The sequence below is a fragment of the Shewanella carassii genome (assembly GCF_019670705.1).
Lineage (GTDB): Bacteria > Pseudomonadota > Gammaproteobacteria > Enterobacterales > Shewanellaceae > Shewanella > Shewanella carassii.
Window position 1 is genome coordinate 1371450 of sequence record NZ_AP024618.1, and the last position, 17539, is coordinate 1388988.

Annotated in this window: 15 protein-coding genes; 13 read left to right on the forward strand and 2 right to left on the reverse strand. The window is 53.0% G+C overall.

Going from position 1 to position 17539, the window contains the following annotated elements; translation table 11 throughout:
• Positions 1-600, reverse strand: coding sequence for a YjaG family protein (locus K5621_RS06290; RefSeq protein ID WP_221050723.1), 600 nt, complete (start codon positions 598-600; stop codon positions 1-3).
• On the reverse strand, positions 590-3373 hold the full coding sequence (gene barA, locus K5621_RS06295) for a two-component sensor histidine kinase BarA (RefSeq protein WP_221050724.1): 2784 nt from the start codon (positions 3371-3373) through the stop codon (positions 590-592). Before barA ends, K5621_RS06290 begins: the two co-directional genes overlap by 11 nt.
• A 99-nt stretch (positions 3374-3472) precedes the next feature.
• On the opposite strand from barA, the gene rlmD reads away from it, so the two are divergent.
• From rlmD to rpoS, 13 genes are all read left to right on the forward strand, one after another.
• Positions 3473-4810 carry a 23S rRNA (uracil(1939)-C(5))-methyltransferase RlmD gene (gene rlmD / locus K5621_RS06300; RefSeq protein ID WP_221050725.1) on the forward strand — a complete coding sequence of 446 codons (1338 nt, stop codon included), beginning with the start codon at positions 3473-3475 and terminating at the stop codon, positions 4808-4810.
• A gap of 126 nt (positions 4811-4936) precedes the next feature.
• Positions 4937-7147, forward strand: a complete 2211-nt coding sequence (gene relA / locus K5621_RS06305; RefSeq protein ID WP_221050726.1) for a GTP diphosphokinase — start codon at positions 4937-4939, stop codon at positions 7145-7147.
• A 122-nt stretch (positions 7148-7269) separates the two neighbouring features.
• Positions 7270-8079 (forward strand): nucleoside triphosphate pyrophosphohydrolase, encoded by an 810-nt coding sequence (mazG, locus tag K5621_RS06310; RefSeq protein WP_280638585.1) that lies wholly within the window; start codon positions 7270-7272, stop codon positions 8077-8079.
• Between the two features lie 157 nt (positions 8080-8236).
• Positions 8237-9874, forward strand: a complete 1638-nt coding sequence (locus K5621_RS06315; RefSeq protein ID WP_221050727.1) for a CTP synthase — start codon at positions 8237-8239, stop codon at positions 9872-9874.
• A 151-nt stretch (positions 9875-10025) separates the two neighbouring features.
• Positions 10026-11321, forward strand: a complete 1296-nt coding sequence (gene eno, locus K5621_RS06320) for a phosphopyruvate hydratase (protein WP_039033728.1) — start codon at positions 10026-10028, stop codon at positions 11319-11321.
• A 98-nt stretch (positions 11322-11419) separates the two neighbouring features.
• Complete coding sequence (ftsB, locus tag K5621_RS06325) at positions 11420-11722, forward strand: cell division protein FtsB (RefSeq protein ID WP_100141920.1); 303 nt, start codon at positions 11420-11422, stop codon at positions 11720-11722.
• 28 nt (positions 11723-11750) lie between these two features.
• Positions 11751-12503, forward strand: coding sequence for a 2-C-methyl-D-erythritol 4-phosphate cytidylyltransferase (ispD, locus tag K5621_RS06330; protein ID WP_221050728.1), 753 nt, complete (start codon positions 11751-11753; stop codon positions 12501-12503).
• A 15-nt stretch (positions 12504-12518) separates the two neighbouring features.
• Positions 12519-12998 carry a 2-C-methyl-D-erythritol 2,4-cyclodiphosphate synthase gene (ispF, locus tag K5621_RS06335; protein ID WP_221050729.1) on the forward strand — a complete coding sequence of 160 codons (480 nt, stop codon included), beginning with the start codon at positions 12519-12521 and terminating at the stop codon, positions 12996-12998.
• Between the two features lie 34 nt (positions 12999-13032).
• Entirely contained in the window at positions 13033-14097 is a 1065-nt protein-coding gene (truD, locus tag K5621_RS06340) for a tRNA pseudouridine(13) synthase TruD (protein WP_221050730.1), read from the forward strand.
• On the forward strand, positions 14094-14840 hold the full coding sequence (gene surE / locus K5621_RS06345) for a 5'/3'-nucleotidase SurE (protein WP_039033732.1): 747 nt from the start codon (positions 14094-14096) through the stop codon (positions 14838-14840). Before truD ends, surE begins: the two co-directional genes overlap by 4 nt.
• Positions 14837-15472 carry a protein-L-isoaspartate(D-aspartate) O-methyltransferase gene (locus tag K5621_RS06350; RefSeq protein WP_100141916.1) on the forward strand — a complete coding sequence of 212 codons (636 nt, stop codon included), beginning with the start codon at positions 14837-14839 and terminating at the stop codon, positions 15470-15472. Before surE ends, K5621_RS06350 begins: the two co-directional genes overlap by 4 nt.
• Before the next feature lie 93 nt (positions 15473-15565).
• On the forward strand, positions 15566-16438 hold the full coding sequence (locus tag K5621_RS06355; RefSeq protein ID WP_425332468.1) for a peptidoglycan DD-metalloendopeptidase family protein: 873 nt from the start codon (positions 15566-15568) through the stop codon (positions 16436-16438).
• A gap of 78 nt (positions 16439-16516) precedes the next feature.
• Positions 16517-17473: an RNA polymerase sigma factor RpoS gene (gene rpoS, locus K5621_RS06360; protein ID WP_100141915.1), complete on the forward strand. Its 957-nt coding sequence runs from the start codon at positions 16517-16519 to the stop codon at positions 17471-17473.
• Positions 17474-17539: the final 66 nt, after the last annotated feature.

Below are 17539 nucleotides of genomic sequence, written 5' to 3' on the forward strand. Positions count from 1 at the left end.
TTATTGAGCGCTGATCCCTATGTTGGATACGCCGTTCATGACGATTTCTTTGCGCAGTGCTTTGACAAACTCCGCGGTTATCTGCGGGTTTTCTTCGATTATTTCCAGCAAGGATGCCTGCAACTCGCGCTCTTCCTGCATCACTTCATGGCTGAAGACAAAATCGTCCAATGCTTCACCATCCAATTCGGGATCGGCTATGGCTTCAATATAGTGGGCCACGGTACCGGATGATAGCTTGGAGATATTGGTGATGTCGTCTTCCACCTTGCTTTCTAGTGCGCTCAGCAGGGAGCTGAGTGCCACGACGGCATCCATCGCCGGGTAGACTCCATAGGCATCGAATTGGGTCGGCTCCGGGGTGTTTTCTTCCAGTTTTGCCATCTGCAGCTCAAGGTTCAGCTTGAGTTTGCGGTCATATAAAGACTGCCACAGCAGGTTGAGCACTGTATCCAATACCTGAGGATCGCCGAATTCACACACCTCGGAAAACAGTTGGTAGTTGGGGTACATACGCTGGCACAGCGCCACGGCAAAGAGTTTCTTTTGTGGCAGTTCCAGCGCCTTTAGGCGTTTAAAGAAGCCCGGTTTAGTTGTCATCGGTTAAATCCATCGAAAGTTGGGATATCACTTGTTTCGCCGCAGATTCTACCTTAGTTAACTCATCAAGTAACTCCAGTATTTCTGGCTCCAGCTCGGCAATGCTGCTGCCTTGTTTGAGACCGCCTTCCACGGTTTGACAGAGTTTTTGCAATGTCGGTACGCCGCAGTAGCAACAGGCACCGTGCAGTTTGTGGACACAGGACTGCATTTTGGCGGCGTCATCCTGCTCCAGCGATTCCTGGATGTCGCTGGTGGTGTCCGGCATGGAGTCAATTAGCATTCTGAGCATATCCAGCGCCAGATCCTGTTTCTGATTGGCCTGGGTCAGACACAGCTCCCAGTTGAGGGTGTGCTGGTCAAAATGGGTAAACTTGGGCCGGGTGAGCCAGCGACTGATCACTCCTTTCAGTGCGGCTTCATCGATAGGCTTAGGCAGGTAGCCATCCATGCCGCTATTGAGGATCCGCTCGCGCTCCTCATTGATGGCGTGGGCGGTTACCGCAATGATAGGGGTATTGCGGTTCAACGAGTCCTGACGAATGAGCCGGGTGGCGGTAATGCCATCGGTTCCCGGCATCTGGATATCCATAAAGATCAAATCAAAGCTGCGCTGTTTGGCCAGATTCACTGCCTGCTCGCCATTACTGGCTGTGGTCACCCCAGTGACCAGTTCATCAAGCAGGGTGTCAATCAGCTTGAGGTTGGCCGGGTTATCATCCACTGCCAGCACATTGAGCTTGTGGCGCTGCTGCGGCTCGACCAGTTTAGGCAGGGCGGGCTTGAGTTCAGATTCCTGTGGCAGATAAATCATGTTGCGTGCCATCAGGTATTCGCTGGCAGGAATGCTCAGAACAAGGTCTACAACAGGGCGAATATAGCGCTCCAGTGCCTCTTGATCATGACAGTCGAACAGCGCAATAAGGGCCTCGGTCACTTGTCTGGCACTTTTGAGCACTGCCTGCAACTGAGTCGGGCCATCGAAGCCGTGACAGCCGAGCAGCACATAGTCGAAATGCGCCTTGTCCAGGGCAAGTTCGGCTTCCAATTGTGGCACAGTGTGAACACTGTTGACCTGCATCTGCCAATGTAACAAGCGGCGGTTGAGCACAGAGCGGGTCAAGGGTCTGGGTTCAAACAGTAATACCGTCTTGCCTCTGAGCTGCTCCAGTGGCAGCGGCTCACCTATCGGGAACTGGCTGGTCATCAGCGGCAGGGTAAACCAGAAGGTGGAGCCTTTGCCCACTCGGGAACTGAAGCCTATCTTACCTCCCATCTGGTTAATGAGACGCTTGGTGATCACCAGCCCAAGGCCGGTACCGCCGAAGCGGCGGGAGATAGATGAATCGGCCTGGCCGAACGCCTGGAATAGCAGTTCCTGCTGACTCTCCTCAATGCCGATACCCGTATCTGACACCTCACAGTGTAATAGCAGTTTGTCCTCTTTAAGATCGCTGATATCCACTTTTAGCAGCACGCTACCCTGATCGGTAAACTTGATGGCATTGCCCACCAGATTGGTGATGATCTGACTGACCCGCATGGCGTCGCCGCTGACGGCATCCGGCACTTGAGGGGCCACATCCACCACAAGTTCCAGCCCTTTTTCATGGGCGGAGCCGGCGAGCAGCATTAGGGTGTCATCCAGGGTTTCCCTGAGGGCGAACGGCATAGTTTCCAGCACCATCTTCCCGGCTTCCAACTTGGAGAAGTCGAGAATATCGTTGATGATGCTGAGCAGGTTGTTGGCGCTGCGTTCAATGGTGCGGATATATTCCATCTGACTGGCATGTAGCGGCGTTTTCAGTAGCTGACGGGCAAAACCTATCACGCCATTGAGCGGCGTTCTCAGTTCGTGGGACATGTTGGCCAAAAACTCGGATTTTATCCGACTGGCTTCCAATGCTCGTTTCTTGGCCAAGTCCAGTTCGACGTTTTGGATCTCAATCTGCTCCAGGGTTTCCCTGAGATCTGAGGTCGCCTGATCGATATTCTGCTGCATTTCCTCATGATATTCAGATAGGGAGCCCGCCATGGCGTTGATCCCCCGTTTGAGCAGATCCAGCTCACCGATAAGGTTACCCTTTAATCGGGTATCCAGCTTACCCTCACGGATTTTGGCCACCACCCGCACCATGTCTGTGATTGGCTGAGTCACATTCTTAACCAGACGGAAGGTAAACAGCAGATTCAGCTGCACCCCAATCAGCACTATGATAAAAGCCGCCACCGCGGCTCTGTGCTGTTCCAGCAGCGCCTTTTCCTTGTTGAGCAGCAAAGAGATATAACCCAGAGGTTTCTCATTGGCGCCGGGAGCATCGTCTACCGCCAGCAGGCTGCCAGCGGCGAAAATCGGCGCTCTCAATACCAGACTGTCACCTACTTGATCGTATTCGGTGCGGGCCAGATCCGAGATGGCGCCCTTGTAGCGCATGATCTCAAAGTCTTTGTGATAGTGGGAGGTGACAAACAGCTGGTTGTCGGCATCGAAGATGGCGATGGATTTCACCAAGGTCGACTTGTTGAGCTGAGCCGCGGCGAGTAGGCGTTTGGTGGCCTCGCGGTTATTGGCGGCCAGGCCTACCTCACTGGCGATAGCCAGCGGCTCTATGATATTGCTGCCCTGTTCTATGAGCGTATCTTCAAGCTCATAAAAGCGATTTATGGTAAAGTAACTGCCCAGAAGAATACCGACCAAAATGGTAGGGGCCAGGGCCAATACCAGCACCCAGGATCTGAGGCTGTACTTGGTCATGTTATTCGCACTGTTCATGGGCGGTATAGGTATTCCAGATAGTTTGTTTTACGGCTATAGATAGACTGCCAGATATCCCGGCGTCTTTGCCAGTTTTTTATTGTTTCAGGGGCCTAGATGGCACAATTTTTTAGAGAAAAACCAAACAGATCCAAGAAAGTCTCCGCAAAACTGTCACTCACGGCTTCCGGATTGGATCATCAGGGTGCCGGGATCGGTCAATATCAGGGCAAGGTAGTGTTTATTCCCGGCTTGTTGCCTGGTGAGAGCGCCGAGGTGCAGCTCACCGAACAAAAAAAGAACTATGCCAGGGGCAAACTCATCCGTATCAGCCAGACCTCTCCTGAACGAGTCGAGCCCCAATGCCCCCATTATGCGCTTTGCGGTGGTTGCGATCTGCAACATCTGTCAGATTTGAGCCAGCGGCAGCATAAGCAGCGAGCATTAGCCGAGCTGTTTGCTAAACTCTCGGGTCTATCCGAATTACCCGTTATTGATGAACTGGTATCTGCCCCTTGGCATTATAGACGCAAGGCCAGACTGGCGACCTGGTATGACAAACAAAGTCGCGAATTCACCCTTGGGTTCAGGGCCAAGTCCAGCAGCAAGGTGGTGGCCATTGGCGAGTGTCCTGTATTGGCGGCTTCGTTGTCGGAACTGATAAAGCCGTTGGCGGCGCAACTAGCTCACCTGCAGGGCGTGGCTCAGCTTGGTCATGTGGAGCTGATTGAAACCGAAGCCGGTCGTTATGCTGTGCTGCGTATCACTCGGTCACTGGTGAATAAAGACAAGGAAAAGCTCAAGGCCTTTGCCGAGCAGCAAGGATTGCAGTTGGTGCTGCAGGACAATCAGGGCAAGTGTGAGTACCTTACGGGCAATCAGCCAAGCTACCGCTTGCCCGGCGTTGATGGCAAAGAGCTGACGCTTCAGTTTAATCCGGGGAATTTTATTCAGGTCAATGGTGAAGTAAACCGCGCCATGGTGGCCAAGGCCATAGATTGGCTGCAACCCAAGGACGGCGAGCACATACTGGATCTCTTCTGCGGCATGGGTAACTTCAGCCTACCGCTGGCGGCCAGCGGCGTTAGGGTCACAGGTGTCGAGGGCGTGCCCGCCATGGTTGAGCAGGCCAGACAAAATGCCAAACAGGCAGGGCTTGAAGGTGTGAAGTTCTTTTGCGCCGATCTCAGCGCCGACCTCTCGGCCGAGCCCTGGCTTGGCAAGGTGGATAAACTGTTGCTGGATCCCGCCCGGGCCGGAGCCTATGAGACGCTTTCTTATCTGAAAAACATCGCGCCAGAGCGAGTAGTGTATGTCTCTTGCAATCCGGCGAGCCTGGCGCGGGACAGCGTGTTGCTGCTCGAGCAAGGTTATCGCCTAGAGCGCCTCACTGTGTTGGACATGTTCCCCCAGACCCATCACACCGAAGCCATGGCCTTGTTTGTGCGGAATTGATGCTTTTATTGTCTATCGAGTCAATTTTATCAATAAAGGTACTCACGGGGGTTTGACATCCCATCGGGTATGCTCAAGATAGGGAGTCTTGTTGAGTCTGTTAATCGGACACTAAAGGAAGGTGAGATGGTATCTGTTCGCGAAGCACACTTTAAGGATCCTGATTTTAATCTGGATGAGTGGGTTAATCGTTATGTGGCCGACTCCGCCGATGCCGGGCGTTTGTTGGCGCTGATAGCCAAGGTGGAAGCACTGCCTATGGGTAAGTGCAAGCATCCCAAAGCCGAGCTGCAGGCCAAGGCGCGGGAGATGATAGAGATCCTCGCGCCGCTCAACATGGATATCGAAACCCTGCAGGCGGCCATCTTATTTGTGTTTTTCGAGGTGGGCATAGTCGATGAAGCCAAGCTCACCGAAGACTTTGGCCCCGAGTTGGCTACCTTGGTCAACAGCGTCAAGACCATGGATGCCATAGGCGCACTCAAGGTGGGCAATGACAGCCGCAGCAGCGAACCGCAAATCGACAATATCCGCAAGATGTTGCTGGCCATGGTGGAAGATGTTCGCGCCGTGGTGATCAAACTGGCCGAGCGGGTATGCCTGCTTAGGGCCGTGAAAAACGACGATGAAGAAACCCGGGTATTGCTGGCCCGGGAAATTGCCGACATCTACGCGCCACTGGCCAACCGTTTGGGCATAGGTCAGCTCAAGTGGGAGCTGGAGGATATCTCGTTTCGTTATCTGCATCCCGAGACCTATAAAGAGATTGCCAAGCAGCTGGACGGCAAGCGCCTGGACCGTGAAGTCTTTATCGACAACTTTGTCAATCAGTTGCAAACGCGGCTGGATGAAGAAGACATTCGTGCCAAGGTCTATGGTCGCCCCAAACATATCTACTCCATCTGGCGCAAGATGCGCGGCAAGCAGCTTAAATTTGACGAGCTGTTTGATGTGCGTGCGGTGCGAATCGTCACCGACCGGCTGCAGGACTGCTACGGCGCACTCGGTGTAGTGCATACCCTTTGGCACCATATTCCCCGAGAGTTTGACGACTATATTGCCAACCCCAAACCCAACGGCTATCAGTCGATTCACACTGTGGTGGTGGGGCCGGAGGGCAAAACAGTCGAAATCCAAATTCGCACCCAGCAGATGCATGAAGATGCCGAGCTCGGGGTGGCGGCTCACTGGAAATATAAAGAGGGCAATCACTCCGGCAAACAGAGTGGCTACGAAGAGAAGATCAACTGGCTGCGCAAGATTTTGCAATGGCAGGAAGATGTGGTCGAGAGCGGCAACCTGGTGGAGGAGATCCGGGCTCAGGTCTTCGAAGACAGGGTCTATGTGTTTACCCCGTCCGGCGAAGTGGTGGACTTGCCAGCTGGCTCAACCGTGCTGGACTTTGCCTACTATATCCACTCCCAGGTGGGCCACAAGTGTATTGGCGCTAAGGTCGATGGCCGCATAGTGCCGTTCACCTACCAGGTGGAAACCGGTGAGCGCATCGAAATTATCACCTCCAAGCATCCCAATCCGAAGCGGGATTGGCTTAACCCCAACCTGGGTTATATCAAGACCTCCAGAGCCCGCAGCAAGATCCAACACTGGTTTAAGCAGCAGGACAGAGACAAGAACCTGGTGGCCGGACGCGAGATGCTGGAAGCCGAACTGGCGCGGGTGGGGCTGACACTCAAGGATGTCGGCAGCGCAATTGAGCGCTTCAACATGACCAACATGGATGACCTGTTGGCGGCCATAGGTGGTGGCGATGTGCGCCTCAACCAAGTGGTCAATCATGTACAGAGCCGACTCAGAACTCAGGAGCCTTCCGACGAAGAGGCGGTGGAAGAGCTGGTCAAGAAAGGTCAGCAGAAACCCATAGGCGCCAATCGCGGCCAGATAGAGGTCAATGGTGTCGGTAATCTGATGAGCCATCTGGCGCGCTGCTGTCAGCCGGTGCCCGGTGATGAGATTTTCGGTTTTATCACCAAGGGGCGTGGTATTTCGGTACACAGAGCCGATTGTGAGCAGGTCAAGGAGCTGATGCGCGCTCATCCAGAGCGGGTGGTGGATGTGGTCTGGGGCGAAAACTACTCCGGCGGCTACAAAATCCGTATTCGAGTGGTGGCCAACGACAGAACCGGTCTGCTGCGGGATCTCACCTCTGTGCTGGCGGCGGAAAAGTCCAATGTGCTGGCGATGAGTTCCTCATCGGATCTCAAGAACCAGACTGCGGCCATTGAACTTGAGATGGAGCTTTATAACCTCGACGGTTTATCCCGGGTTATCTCCAAGCTGACCCAGATAGACGGGGTAATAGAAGCCCGCAGGCTCTGAGGCCAGTTCGGTATTCGACCGGTATTTAAAACAGGACGCATAGGTTGCGTCCTGCTGTTTTTTAAGACTTATCAAAGAGTCGTTGGATTGGTAAGCGTATTAGCAACAAAGGAGTAGCGGCGGTGGCGGCAGATATCAATGCATTGCTTGAGATTATGGCAAAGCTCAGGGACCCTGAGCTGGGTTGCCCCTGGGACAGGGCGCAGGATTTTGACTCCATAGTGCCCTACACCCTGGAAGAAGCCTATGAAGTGGCCGACGCCATAGAGAGCCGCGACTGGCAGGAGTTACCTTCTGAGCTTGGCGATCTGCTGTTTCAGGTGGTGTTCTATTGTCAGCTTGGCAAGGAAAAGGGCTGGTTTGATTTCGCCACTGTGCTTGAGCGGATATGTAATAAGCTTATCAATCGTCATCCCCATGTGTTTGCCGCCGATACCGACTTGAGTTTTGACTCGGCGCCGGATGCCAAGAACAACTGGGAGCGTATCAAGGCGGCCGAGCGTGCCGGGCGCGAGCTGCACTCAGTGCTGGACGATATTCCCAAGGCGCTGCCGGCGTTGGCGCGGGCGGGCAAGATCCAAAAGCGGGTCGCCCGGGTAGGCTTTGATTGGCCCGAGCTTGAGCCTGTGGTCGGCAAGGTACAGGAAGAGATTGAAGAAGTGTTGCACGAAGCACGTCAAGCCACGCCGGATAAGGCCAGGGTTGAGAATGAAGTGGGCGACTTGCTGTTTGCGGCGGTGAATCTGGCGCGCCACTTGGGGGTGGATCCCGAGCAGGCTCTCAGAGGGGCCAACAACAAGTTTGAGCGGCGTTTTCGCGCCGTCGAGCAAAAAGCCAATGCCAGCGGCAAGCCGTTTGAAGAACATGATCTGCAGGCACTGGATGCTTATTGGGATCAGGTCAAGCGTGAAGAGCGCGGTGAAATCCAGTAGAAGGCGAAGCCTGGATTAAAAATGCGCGAATGAGATCCGCACGTAAAAATTATCGTCATTCCTGTTTGGTAAATGGCAGGGGCTTTGATATACTGTCGCCCCGTCCTGGTGCTTTCATTCGAGCACCTATTTATCATTCTTTTTTCTCAGGTTCAGCATGACTACAAGGTATATCTTCGTTACTGGTGGCGTTGTTTCATCACTAGGTAAAGGCATTGCAGCAGCATCGCTCGCGGCAATTTTAGAGGCCAGAGGCCTGAATGTAACCATCATGAAGCTGGATCCTTACATCAACGTTGATCCGGGAACCATGAGCCCAACCCAACACGGGGAAGTATTTGTCACTGAGGACGGCGCAGAGACAGATCTGGACTTGGGCCACTATGAGCGTTTCATCCGTACCAAGATGAACCGCCGCAACAACTTCACTACAGGTCGTATCTACGAGGAAGTGCTGCGCAAGGAGCGTCGTGGTGACTACCTGGGTGCCACTATTCAGGTTATTCCGCACATCACCAATGCCATCAAGGAAAAAGTCCTCGAAGGCGGTGAAGGCCATGATGTCGCCATCGTTGAAATCGGTGGTACTGTGGGTGATATCGAATCTCTGCCTTTCCTCGAGTCTATCCGTCAGTTGGGGGTTGAACTGGGCCGCGATCGCAGTTTGTTTATGCATCTGACTCTGGTGCCTTTTATCGGCCCGGCTCAGGAAGTGAAAACCAAGCCGACTCAGCATTCAGTTAAAGAGCTGCGTTCTATCGGTATTGCGCCGGATATTCTGGTTTGCCGTGGCGACCGCGCTATTCCAGCCACAGAGCGAGCCAAAATCTCCCTGTTCTGTAATGTTGAAGAGCGGGCGGTTATCTCCCTCAAAGACGTGGATTCCATCTACAAGATCCCGGCGCTGCTGCGCTCACAAGGGCTGGATGAGCTGGTTGTCAAGCGCTTTGGCCTGAGCTGCCCTGAAGCCGATCTGTCCGAATGGGAAAACGTGGTTTATCAGGAAGCCAATCCAAACAATGAAGTGACCATAGGTATGGTCGGCAAGTATATTGAGCTGCCGGATGCCTACAAGTCAGTCAACGAAGCGCTGAAACATGCCGGCCTCAAAAACCGGGTTTCGGTGAACATCAAGTATATCGACTCCCAGACTGTTGAAGTCAAAGGCGTTGAAGTGCTGGAAGGTCTGGATGGCATTCTGGTTCCCGGCGGCTTTGGTGAGCGTGGTGTTGAAGGTAAGATCCTTGCCGCTCAATACGCCCGTGAAAACGAACTGCCATACTTTGGTATCTGTCTGGGTATGCAGGTTGCCCTGATTGAATTCGCCCGTCATGTCGCCGGCATGGAAGGTGCCCACTCTACCGAATTCAACAAGGAAACACCTTTCCCTGTTGTGGGTCTTATCACCGAATGGGTTGATGAAGAAGGTAATCTGGAGCAGCGTGATGAAGCTTCTGATCTGGGTGGTACCATGCGTCTTGGCGCTCAGCTTTGCCATCTGATTGAAGGCACCAAGGCCGCAGCCGCATACAAGAGCAACACCTGTATTGAGCGTCACCGTCATCGTTACGAAGTGAACAACGCCTTCCGTGAGCGTTTGGAAAAGGCTGGTCTGGTATTCAGCGGCTTGTCTTCCGATCGCAAACTGGTGGAGATGATTGAGATCCCGGCGCATCCTTGGTTTGTTGCCGGTCAGTTCCATCCGGAATTCACCTCAACACCTCGCGACGGTCACCCTCTGTTTGAAGGTTTTGTCGCCGCTGCCAGTACTTACCAAAAGCGTAATCTGGGTTAAACTAGAAGAGCCGGACTGTTTAGGCAGCTCCGGCTTTTTTATCTCTGCAGGCGTTAAACAGAGATAAAGAGTGAGAGTTCAATACCCATATGAGAGACGCTGAACGCTCAGATGGGTATGGGTTTTTTCTTTAACTTTAATCGAGGACATTATGGCTAAGATCATTAACGTCATTGGACGCGAAATCATGGATTCTCGCGGTAACCCCACTGTAGAAGCTGAAGTGCATCTGGAAGGTGGTTTCATCGGTATGGCAGCCGCTCCATCAGGCGCTTCTACCGGTAGCCGCGAAGCGCTGGAATTGCGTGATGGCGACAAGGCCCGCTATCTGGGTAAAGGTGTGCTCAAGGCTGTTGACAATGTCAACGGTCCTATCCGTGAAGCTCTGCTGGGTAAAGATGCCACTGCTCAAGCCGAGCTGGATGGCATTATGATCGCGCTGGACGGCACCGAAAACAAAGACAAGCTGGGCGCCAACGCCATTCTGGCAGTGTCTTTGGCTGCCGCCAAGGCCGCTGCTGCCTTCAAGGGTATGCCACTTTACGCTCACATCGCTGAACTGAACGGGACTCCTGGCCAGTACAGCATGCCGGTTCCTATGATGAACATCTTGAACGGTGGCGAGCATGCCGACAACAACGTCGACATTCAGGAATTCATGGTACAGCCAGTCGGTGCCAAGAGCTTCCGCGAAGCCCTGCGTATGGGCGCTGAAATCTTCCACAACCTGAAGAAGGTGCTCCAGTCCAAGGGCCTGAACACTGCCGTGGGCGACGAAGGTGGTTTTGCGCCTAACTTGTCATCCAATGCCGATGCCCTGGCGGTTATCAAAGAAGCCGTTGAAGCTGCTGGCTACAAACTGGGTACTGATGTGACTCTGGCGCTGGACTGTGCCGCTTCCGAGTTCTACAAAGATGGTAAGTATGACCTGGCCGGTGAAGGCAAGGTATTCGATTCCAACGGTTTCTCTGACTTCCTCAAGTCATTGACTGAGCAGTATCCTATCGTTTCTATCGAAGATGGCTTGGATGAGTCTGACTGGGACGGCTGGGCTTACCAGACCAAGATCCTCGGCGACAAGATCCAACTGGTGGGTGATGACCTGTTTGTGACCAACACCAAGATCCTGTCTCGTGGTATCGAGCAGGGTGTTGCCAACTCGATTCTGATCAAGTTCAACCAGATAGGTTCTCTGACAGAGACTCTGGCCGCTATCCGTATGGCCAAAGAAGCCGGTTACACTGCCGTTATCTCTCACCGCTCAGGTGAAACTGAAGATGCGACCATTGCCGACTTGGCAGTAGGTACCGCAGCCGGCCAGATCAAGACAGGTTCTCTGTGCCGCTCTGACCGTGTTGCCAAGTACAACCAGTTGCTGCGTATTGAAGAGCAACTGGGCGCCAAGGCAGCCTACCGCGGCCTGAGTGAGATCAAAGGTCAGGCGTAATTTTCGCCTCCAGTTTCAAAAGGCCGCCACTTGGTGGCCTTTTTTGTTGTACTATCAACACTAATCGTATTTTTAGGGCATGAGCTGAATTTATCACCATGAAACGACTGCTTTTTGTCATCGTCTTGCTGCTGGGGCTACTGCAATATCGTCTTTGGCTGGGAGAAAACAGTCTGCCGGAGTACTTTCATCTTGAGCAGCAGATAGCGGCTCAAAATGACAGCAATGCCAAGCTCGAAGAGCGTAACCAGGTATTGAAAGAGGAGATCCGCGATCTTCGCAGCGGTACCGAAGCCCTGGAAGAGCGCGCCCGCAATGAATTGGGGTTAATCAAGAAGGGTGAAACCTTTTACCGGGTTGTTGGTGGTGAACAGCGTTCTATGTCTTTGGCCAATCAGTAACGGCCTAATTTCAACATAACGGATATCCATGAGCGAATCTAATTCCTCCCGAGCCATAGCGGCCGGGCTCCCCAGTGATGAACCAGTGATTGCCATAGTGCCAGCAGCGGGAATAGGCAGTCGCATGGGCGCTGACTGTCCCAAGCAGTATCTGCCGCTCGCTGGCTCCTGCATTTTGGAGCAAACCCTCAAGGTTTTGCTGAGCCACAGTGGTATTTCAAGGGTGATAGTGGCGCTGAATCCGGAAGATAGCTTCTTTGGCAAACTGGCGGTGGCCAGTCATCCCAAGTTGGAGACTGTCACTGGCGGTAAAGAGCGCGCCGATTCTGTGTTGGCGGCGCTTGAGAGTCTGGTTGCCGACAAGCCATTGCCTGCCAATACCTGGGCCTTGGTGCATGATGCTGCCAGACCCTGCTTGACCCATGGCGACATTGATAAGCTGCTTGCTTCACGGAAACAATATCCACAAGGGGCGATACTGGCAGCGCCGGTGCGCGATACCATGAAACGCAGCGGCATTGATGGCTGCATCAGTGAAACGGTTGCCAGAGAAGCACTCTGGCATGCGCTAACGCCGCAGCTGTTTCCACTGCTTACTTTGACCGAGGCACTGAAAGCCGCGCTGGCCGCCGGTGTGCTGGTGACAGACGAAGCCTCGGCGATGGAGTGGCGCGGAGTACACCCGGCGCTTATCAGCGGCCGCAGTGACAATATCAAGGTAACCCATCCGGACGACTTACCACTGGCGGCGCTTTATCTGGCGCATCAGCGGGGCAACTAAATACAGGAACAAGCAATGAATATACGTATTGGACACGGTTTTGATGTACATAAATTCGGTGGTGAGCCGCCCTTGGTCCTGGGTGGGGTGGAAGTACCGTATCACACAGGCTTGTTGGCGCACTCGGATGGTGATGTGGTATTGCACGCGATTTCAGATGCGATACTCGGCGCCATGGCGCTTGGTGACATAGGTAAACACTTCCCCGATACCGAGGCCGAATTCAAGGGAGCCGACAGCCGGGTGCTGCTGCGTCATTGTTACCGCCTGGCACTGGACAAGGGCTTTCGTCTCGGCAACCTGGATGTGACCATTATTGCCCAGGCGCCCAAGATGGCGCCGCATATTGAAGCCATTCGACAGATGTTGGCCGAAGATCTGCACACAGATCTTGACTCCATCAACGTCAAGGCAACCACGACAGAAAAACTCGGCTTTACCGGCCGCAGTGAAGGCATTGCGGTAGAAGCCGTGGTGCTGATGTTCGGTATGTAATACCGACTCATTTACAGGAAAAGATTCAAATAAGATGAATTCATTACACTTTCTCTATGGCAAGCCGCTCTCCAAAGGCGATATGCGCACCAGCAACAGCGATTTTCAGGTGCAGGAAATACTGCCTTTTCTGCCCTCGGGCGAGGGTGAGCACCATCTGCTGCATATTCGTAAAGATGGCCTGAATACGGTTCAGGTGGCCGAGATGCTGGCCAAATTGGCCAAGGTGCATCCCAAAGAGGTGACCTTTGCCGGTCAGAAGGATAAGAATGCCATCACAGAGCAGTGGTTCGGCGTACGAATTCCGGGCAAGGAAATGCCGGATTGGCTGAGCCTCAATAGCGAGTCCATCACGGTATTGAGTGCGGCGCGTCATAACAAGAAGCTGCGTATTGGTGCGCTTTCCGGTAACCGTTTCAAACTGGTTCTGCGCCAGATAACCCAGCCGGAAGATGTATTGCAGCGGCTGGAGTCGATTGCCGAGAGCGGCGTACCCAACTATTTCGGTGAACAGCGCTTTGGCCACAACGGCCGTAACATAGAAATGGCGCGGCAGATGTTGCAGGGGCGCAAGGTGAAAGATAGAAACAAGCGCTCTATCTACCTGTCGGCGCTGCGCTCATTATTGTTCAATCAACTGGTCTCTCAGCGCCTGGCGAACCATGGGCTTGAGTGTCTGGACGGTGATTGTGTCATGCTGGCCGGCAGCCGCAGCTTCTTTGTTGCCGAGCGCTGGGATGAGGTGTTGCAACAAAGGCTGGCAGAAAAAGATATTTTGTTGTCGGCGCCCATGTGGGGTAGGGGGCAGCCACTCAGCAGTGCCGATGCCTTGGCCTTTGAGACTCAGGTGCTGGCCGAATACAGCGCCGATTGTGAAGGCCTGGAAAAAGCCGGGCTCGAGCAGGAAAGGCGACCACTGTTGCTGCGTCCCGAGGGGATGAAGTACCAATTTATCGAGCCGGACATTTTGGAGCTGGAGTTCAGCCTTCCTGCGGGCAGCTTTGCAACCTCAGTGCTGCGGGAACTGCTCGACTATGATGATGTGACCGAACGTCTGTGGCGTGAGCGCCAGGCGGCTCAGGAAGGAAATCCCGCATGAAAATCTTGGTCAGCAACGATGATGGGGTAACGGCACCTGGGATCCGTGCCCTATCGGAAGCCTTGTCAGCCGTTGCCGAAGTGCTCACAGTGGCACCGGATCGCAACTGCTCCGGTGCCAGTAACTCTTTAACCTTGACGAACCCCTTAAGGATTAATAAGTTAGACAATGGCTACATCTCGGTAAACGGCACGCCGACCGATTGCGTTCATCTGGCGATTCGTGAACTCTATGAAGGCGAACCCGACATGGTAGTCTCGGGGATCAATGCCGGTGCCAATATGGGAGACGATACCCTCTATTCAGGCACAGTGGCGGCGGCGATGGAAGGGCGTTTTCTGGGGTTACCGGCGGTGGCCGTATCTTTGGTGGGGCGTGAGTTTACGCATTATGACACTGCGGCGGCCTATGCGGTGAAGATCATTATGGGGCTTAAGAAGCATCCCATTGCCTCGGATCAGATCCTCAATATCAATGTGCCGGATCTGCCTCTCGATGAAATCAAGGGGATACGGGTTACTCGGCTCGGCGCCCGCCATAAGGCTGAGGGTATGGTCAGAGCCAGAGATCCTCATGGCCGCGAGGTATTTTGGTTGGGGCCCCCCGGGATTGAACTGGATGTGGGTGAAGACACAGATTTTTATGCTGTGTCTCAGGGATATGTGTCCATCACCCCATTAACTGTAGATTTAACCGCCTATCGGCAGCTTTCGCAATTGCAACACTGGATAGAAAAACTATGACCCGGGTAGCCTCCACATCGGCACTGAACTTAACCAGAAAACTGCAGGAAGCGGGGATCCGTCACCCGGGTCTGTTGCAGGTGGTGGCCCAAACCCCCAGAGAGTTGTTTCTTGATGGCGCTTTGGCGCACAAGGCTTACGAAAACACTGCTCTCCCTATAGGTTCGGGCCAGACTATATCCCAGCCTTATATTGTGGCGAGAATGACCGAGTTACTACTGGAGCATAATCCTACCAAGGTGCTTGAAATTGGTACCGGCTCCGGGTATCAGGCGGCGGTACTGGCGCAGTTGGTACCTGAACTTTTTACCGTCGAGAGGATCAAAAGCTTACAAATCCAGGCTAGGCAACGCCTCAAGCGTCTGGATCTGCATAATGTCCACTTCAAATACGGTGATGGCTGGCAAGGCTGGCCCAACAGGGCACCCTTCGATGCCATCATGGTGACAGCGGCAGCCTCTGACATCCCCACCGCCTTACTGGAACAGTTGGCTGAGGGGGGGATATTGATGATCCCCGTCGGTGATGAAAATCAACAGCTGCTGAAGATCCGCCGGGAAAGGGGGCAGTTTATTTCCCAAGTGATCGAAGCGGTGAAGTTTGTTCCCTTGATCAGTGGCGGTTTGGCCTAAGAGCCATTAAAGCATGCAGGAGTCTTCTTGAGCCCATTGCATTCCAGCCAGCTTTTACAACGAAAGGCGTCTTTTTTTGGGCGTCTTGGCTCAGTGCTATTGGTTACCCTGGTTTCTGGATGCAGCTTTCAGGCTCACCGTCCGGCTCCGGTTGAGTCTGTTTATGGCGTGCAAAGACCGGCCATAGAGAGAGGTTCGATTCGCTCCAATACCTATACGGTGAGAAAGGGGGATACCCTCTACTCTATCGCTTGGGGAGCAGGCAAAGACTATGCGCAGATAGCCAAGCTCAATCAGCTTGATAAAACCTATACCATCTACCCGGGTCAAGTACTTATTCTTGAACGTCACAAAAATGTTAAGTCAAATTCGCAAGTGAATTTGAGTAAAAACTCCAAACCAAAGCCGCAAAAGCCAAAAGATAAAATATATAAGAAACAGACTGTTACGCAAAAAAAAGCCGTTGCTCAAGCTAAGCAAAATAAGCCAAAAAAAACACTTGATCCCAAACCAAAGTCTGCTTACCCTGTATCCAATGGTAAACAGAATGTTAACCATGTTGTCCGCAAGCCGAGTTCGACGCTGCCGGACAAAGTCAGTCGCTGGATATGGCCGGTCAATGGCCGGGTGATTGGCACTTTCTCAGCCAAAGAGCAGGGAAATAAAGGAATCAAGATAGCCGGCAACCGAGGCGATATTATTAAAGCCACTGCCGATGGTCGGGTAGTCTATGCGGGTAATGCTTTGCGGGGTTATGGAAACCTCGTCATTATCAAGCATAGTGATGACTATCTCAGTGCTTACGCCCACGCCGATAAGATCTTGGTCAAGGAAAAGCAGCATGTGTCCGCCGGGCAGACTGTTGCGAAGATGGGAAGTACAGGCACCAACCAGGTCATGCTGCACTTTGAGATCCGCTACCATGGTCAGTCTGTTAATCCACTTAATTATTTACCCAAACGCTGATTGTTTGGGAGCCAAAGTTGGCATATGGAGGATAAAAAGCGATGTAAATTAGTTTGTTAAGGTTTGGGAGAGAATATTATGAGCCGCAAAAATGCTAGCGCACCCGTGGAAGAGCTTGTAGATTTATCCGTAAACGACACGGAAGTGGCGTCAAAGAAGGAAGAAGCTCTGGCCGAAATGGTTCAGGATGACCTGCAAAAAAACTTAGACGCGACCCAACTTTATCTGAGTGAAATCGGATTTTCCCCCTTGCTGAGTGCGGAAGAAGAGGTCTTTTTCTCGCGCAAGGCCCTCAAAGGTTGTGAAAAATCACGCAACCGCATGATCGAAAGTAATTTACGCCTCGTGGTCAAAATAGCCCGTCGTTACAACAACCGTGGCTTGGCGCTTTTGGATCTGATTGAAGAAGGCAATCTTGGTCTGATCCGTGCTGTAGAGAAGTTCGACCCCGAGCGCGGTTTCCGTTTCTCCACTTACGCCACTTGGTGGATCCGCCAGACCATAGAGCGAGCCATAATGAATCAGACCCGTACTATACGTCTGCCTATTCATGTGGTGAAAGAGCTCAATGTGTATCTGCGTACTGCCCGGGAGTTGGCCCATAAGCTGGATCATGAACCCACAGCCGAAGAGATAGCCGAAAAGCTGGAACTGCCGAGCAGCGATGTCAGCAAGATGCTGAAGCTGAATGAGAGGATTACCTCGGTCGACACCCCGATAGGCGGTGACAATGACAAGGCCCTGCTCGATGTGTTGGCAGACGATGATGATATGACACCAGATGCCCAAGTGCAGGAAGAAGACATTTCCAACTCAGTGGTTAAGTGGCTCAATGAGCTCAATACCAAGCAAAGGGAAGTGCTTGCCAGACGCTTTGGCCTACTGGGATATGAGCCTTCTACTCTAGAAGATGTGGGCTCGGAAATTGGCCTGACCCGTGAAAGAGTGCGGCAAATTCAGGTGGAGGCATTGAAACGCCTGCGTGACATACTGTCCTCTCAGGGGTTGTCGGTAGAGGCCCTGTTCAAGGTCTAAAGCAACTTACCATCCTTTGTAAAAAAGAAGGGACGCATTGCGCCCCTTCTTTCGTGTATTTCCAAG

Bases quoted from the DNA above. Each gene is read 5' to 3' on its own strand.
- surE (WP_039033732.1), top strand. From the start codon at position 14,094: ATGAAAATCTTGGTCAGCAACGATGATGGGGTAACGGCACCTGGGATC.
- barA (WP_221050724.1), bottom strand. From the start codon at position 3,373: ATGAACAGTGCGAATAACATGACCAAGTACAGCCTCAGATCCTGGGTG.
- ispF (WP_221050729.1), top strand. From the start codon at position 12,519: ATGAATATACGTATTGGACACGGTTTTGATGTACATAAATTCGGTGGT.
- relA (WP_221050726.1), top strand. From the start codon at position 4,937: ATGGTATCTGTTCGCGAAGCACACTTTAAGGATCCTGATTTTAATCTG.
- K5621_RS06315 (WP_221050727.1), top strand. From the start codon at position 8,237: ATGACTACAAGGTATATCTTCGTTACTGGTGGCGTTGTTTCATCACTA.
- truD (WP_221050730.1), top strand. From the start codon at position 13,033: ATGAATTCATTACACTTTCTCTATGGCAAGCCGCTCTCCAAAGGCGAT.
- ispD (WP_221050728.1), top strand. From the start codon at position 11,751: ATGAGCGAATCTAATTCCTCCCGAGCCATAGCGGCCGGGCTCCCCAGT.
- K5621_RS06290 (WP_221050723.1), bottom strand. From the start codon at position 600: ATGACAACTAAACCGGGCTTCTTTAAACGCCTAAAGGCGCTGGAACTG.
- K5621_RS06350 (WP_100141916.1), top strand. From the start codon at position 14,837: ATGACCCGGGTAGCCTCCACATCGGCACTGAACTTAACCAGAAAACTG.
- eno (WP_039033728.1), top strand. From the start codon at position 10,026: ATGGCTAAGATCATTAACGTCATTGGACGCGAAATCATGGATTCTCGC.
- rlmD (WP_221050725.1), top strand. From the start codon at position 3,473: ATGGCACAATTTTTTAGAGAAAAACCAAACAGATCCAAGAAAGTCTCC.
- ftsB (WP_100141920.1), top strand. From the start codon at position 11,420: ATGAAACGACTGCTTTTTGTCATCGTCTTGCTGCTGGGGCTACTGCAA.
- rpoS (WP_100141915.1), top strand. From the start codon at position 16,517: ATGAGCCGCAAAAATGCTAGCGCACCCGTGGAAGAGCTTGTAGATTTA.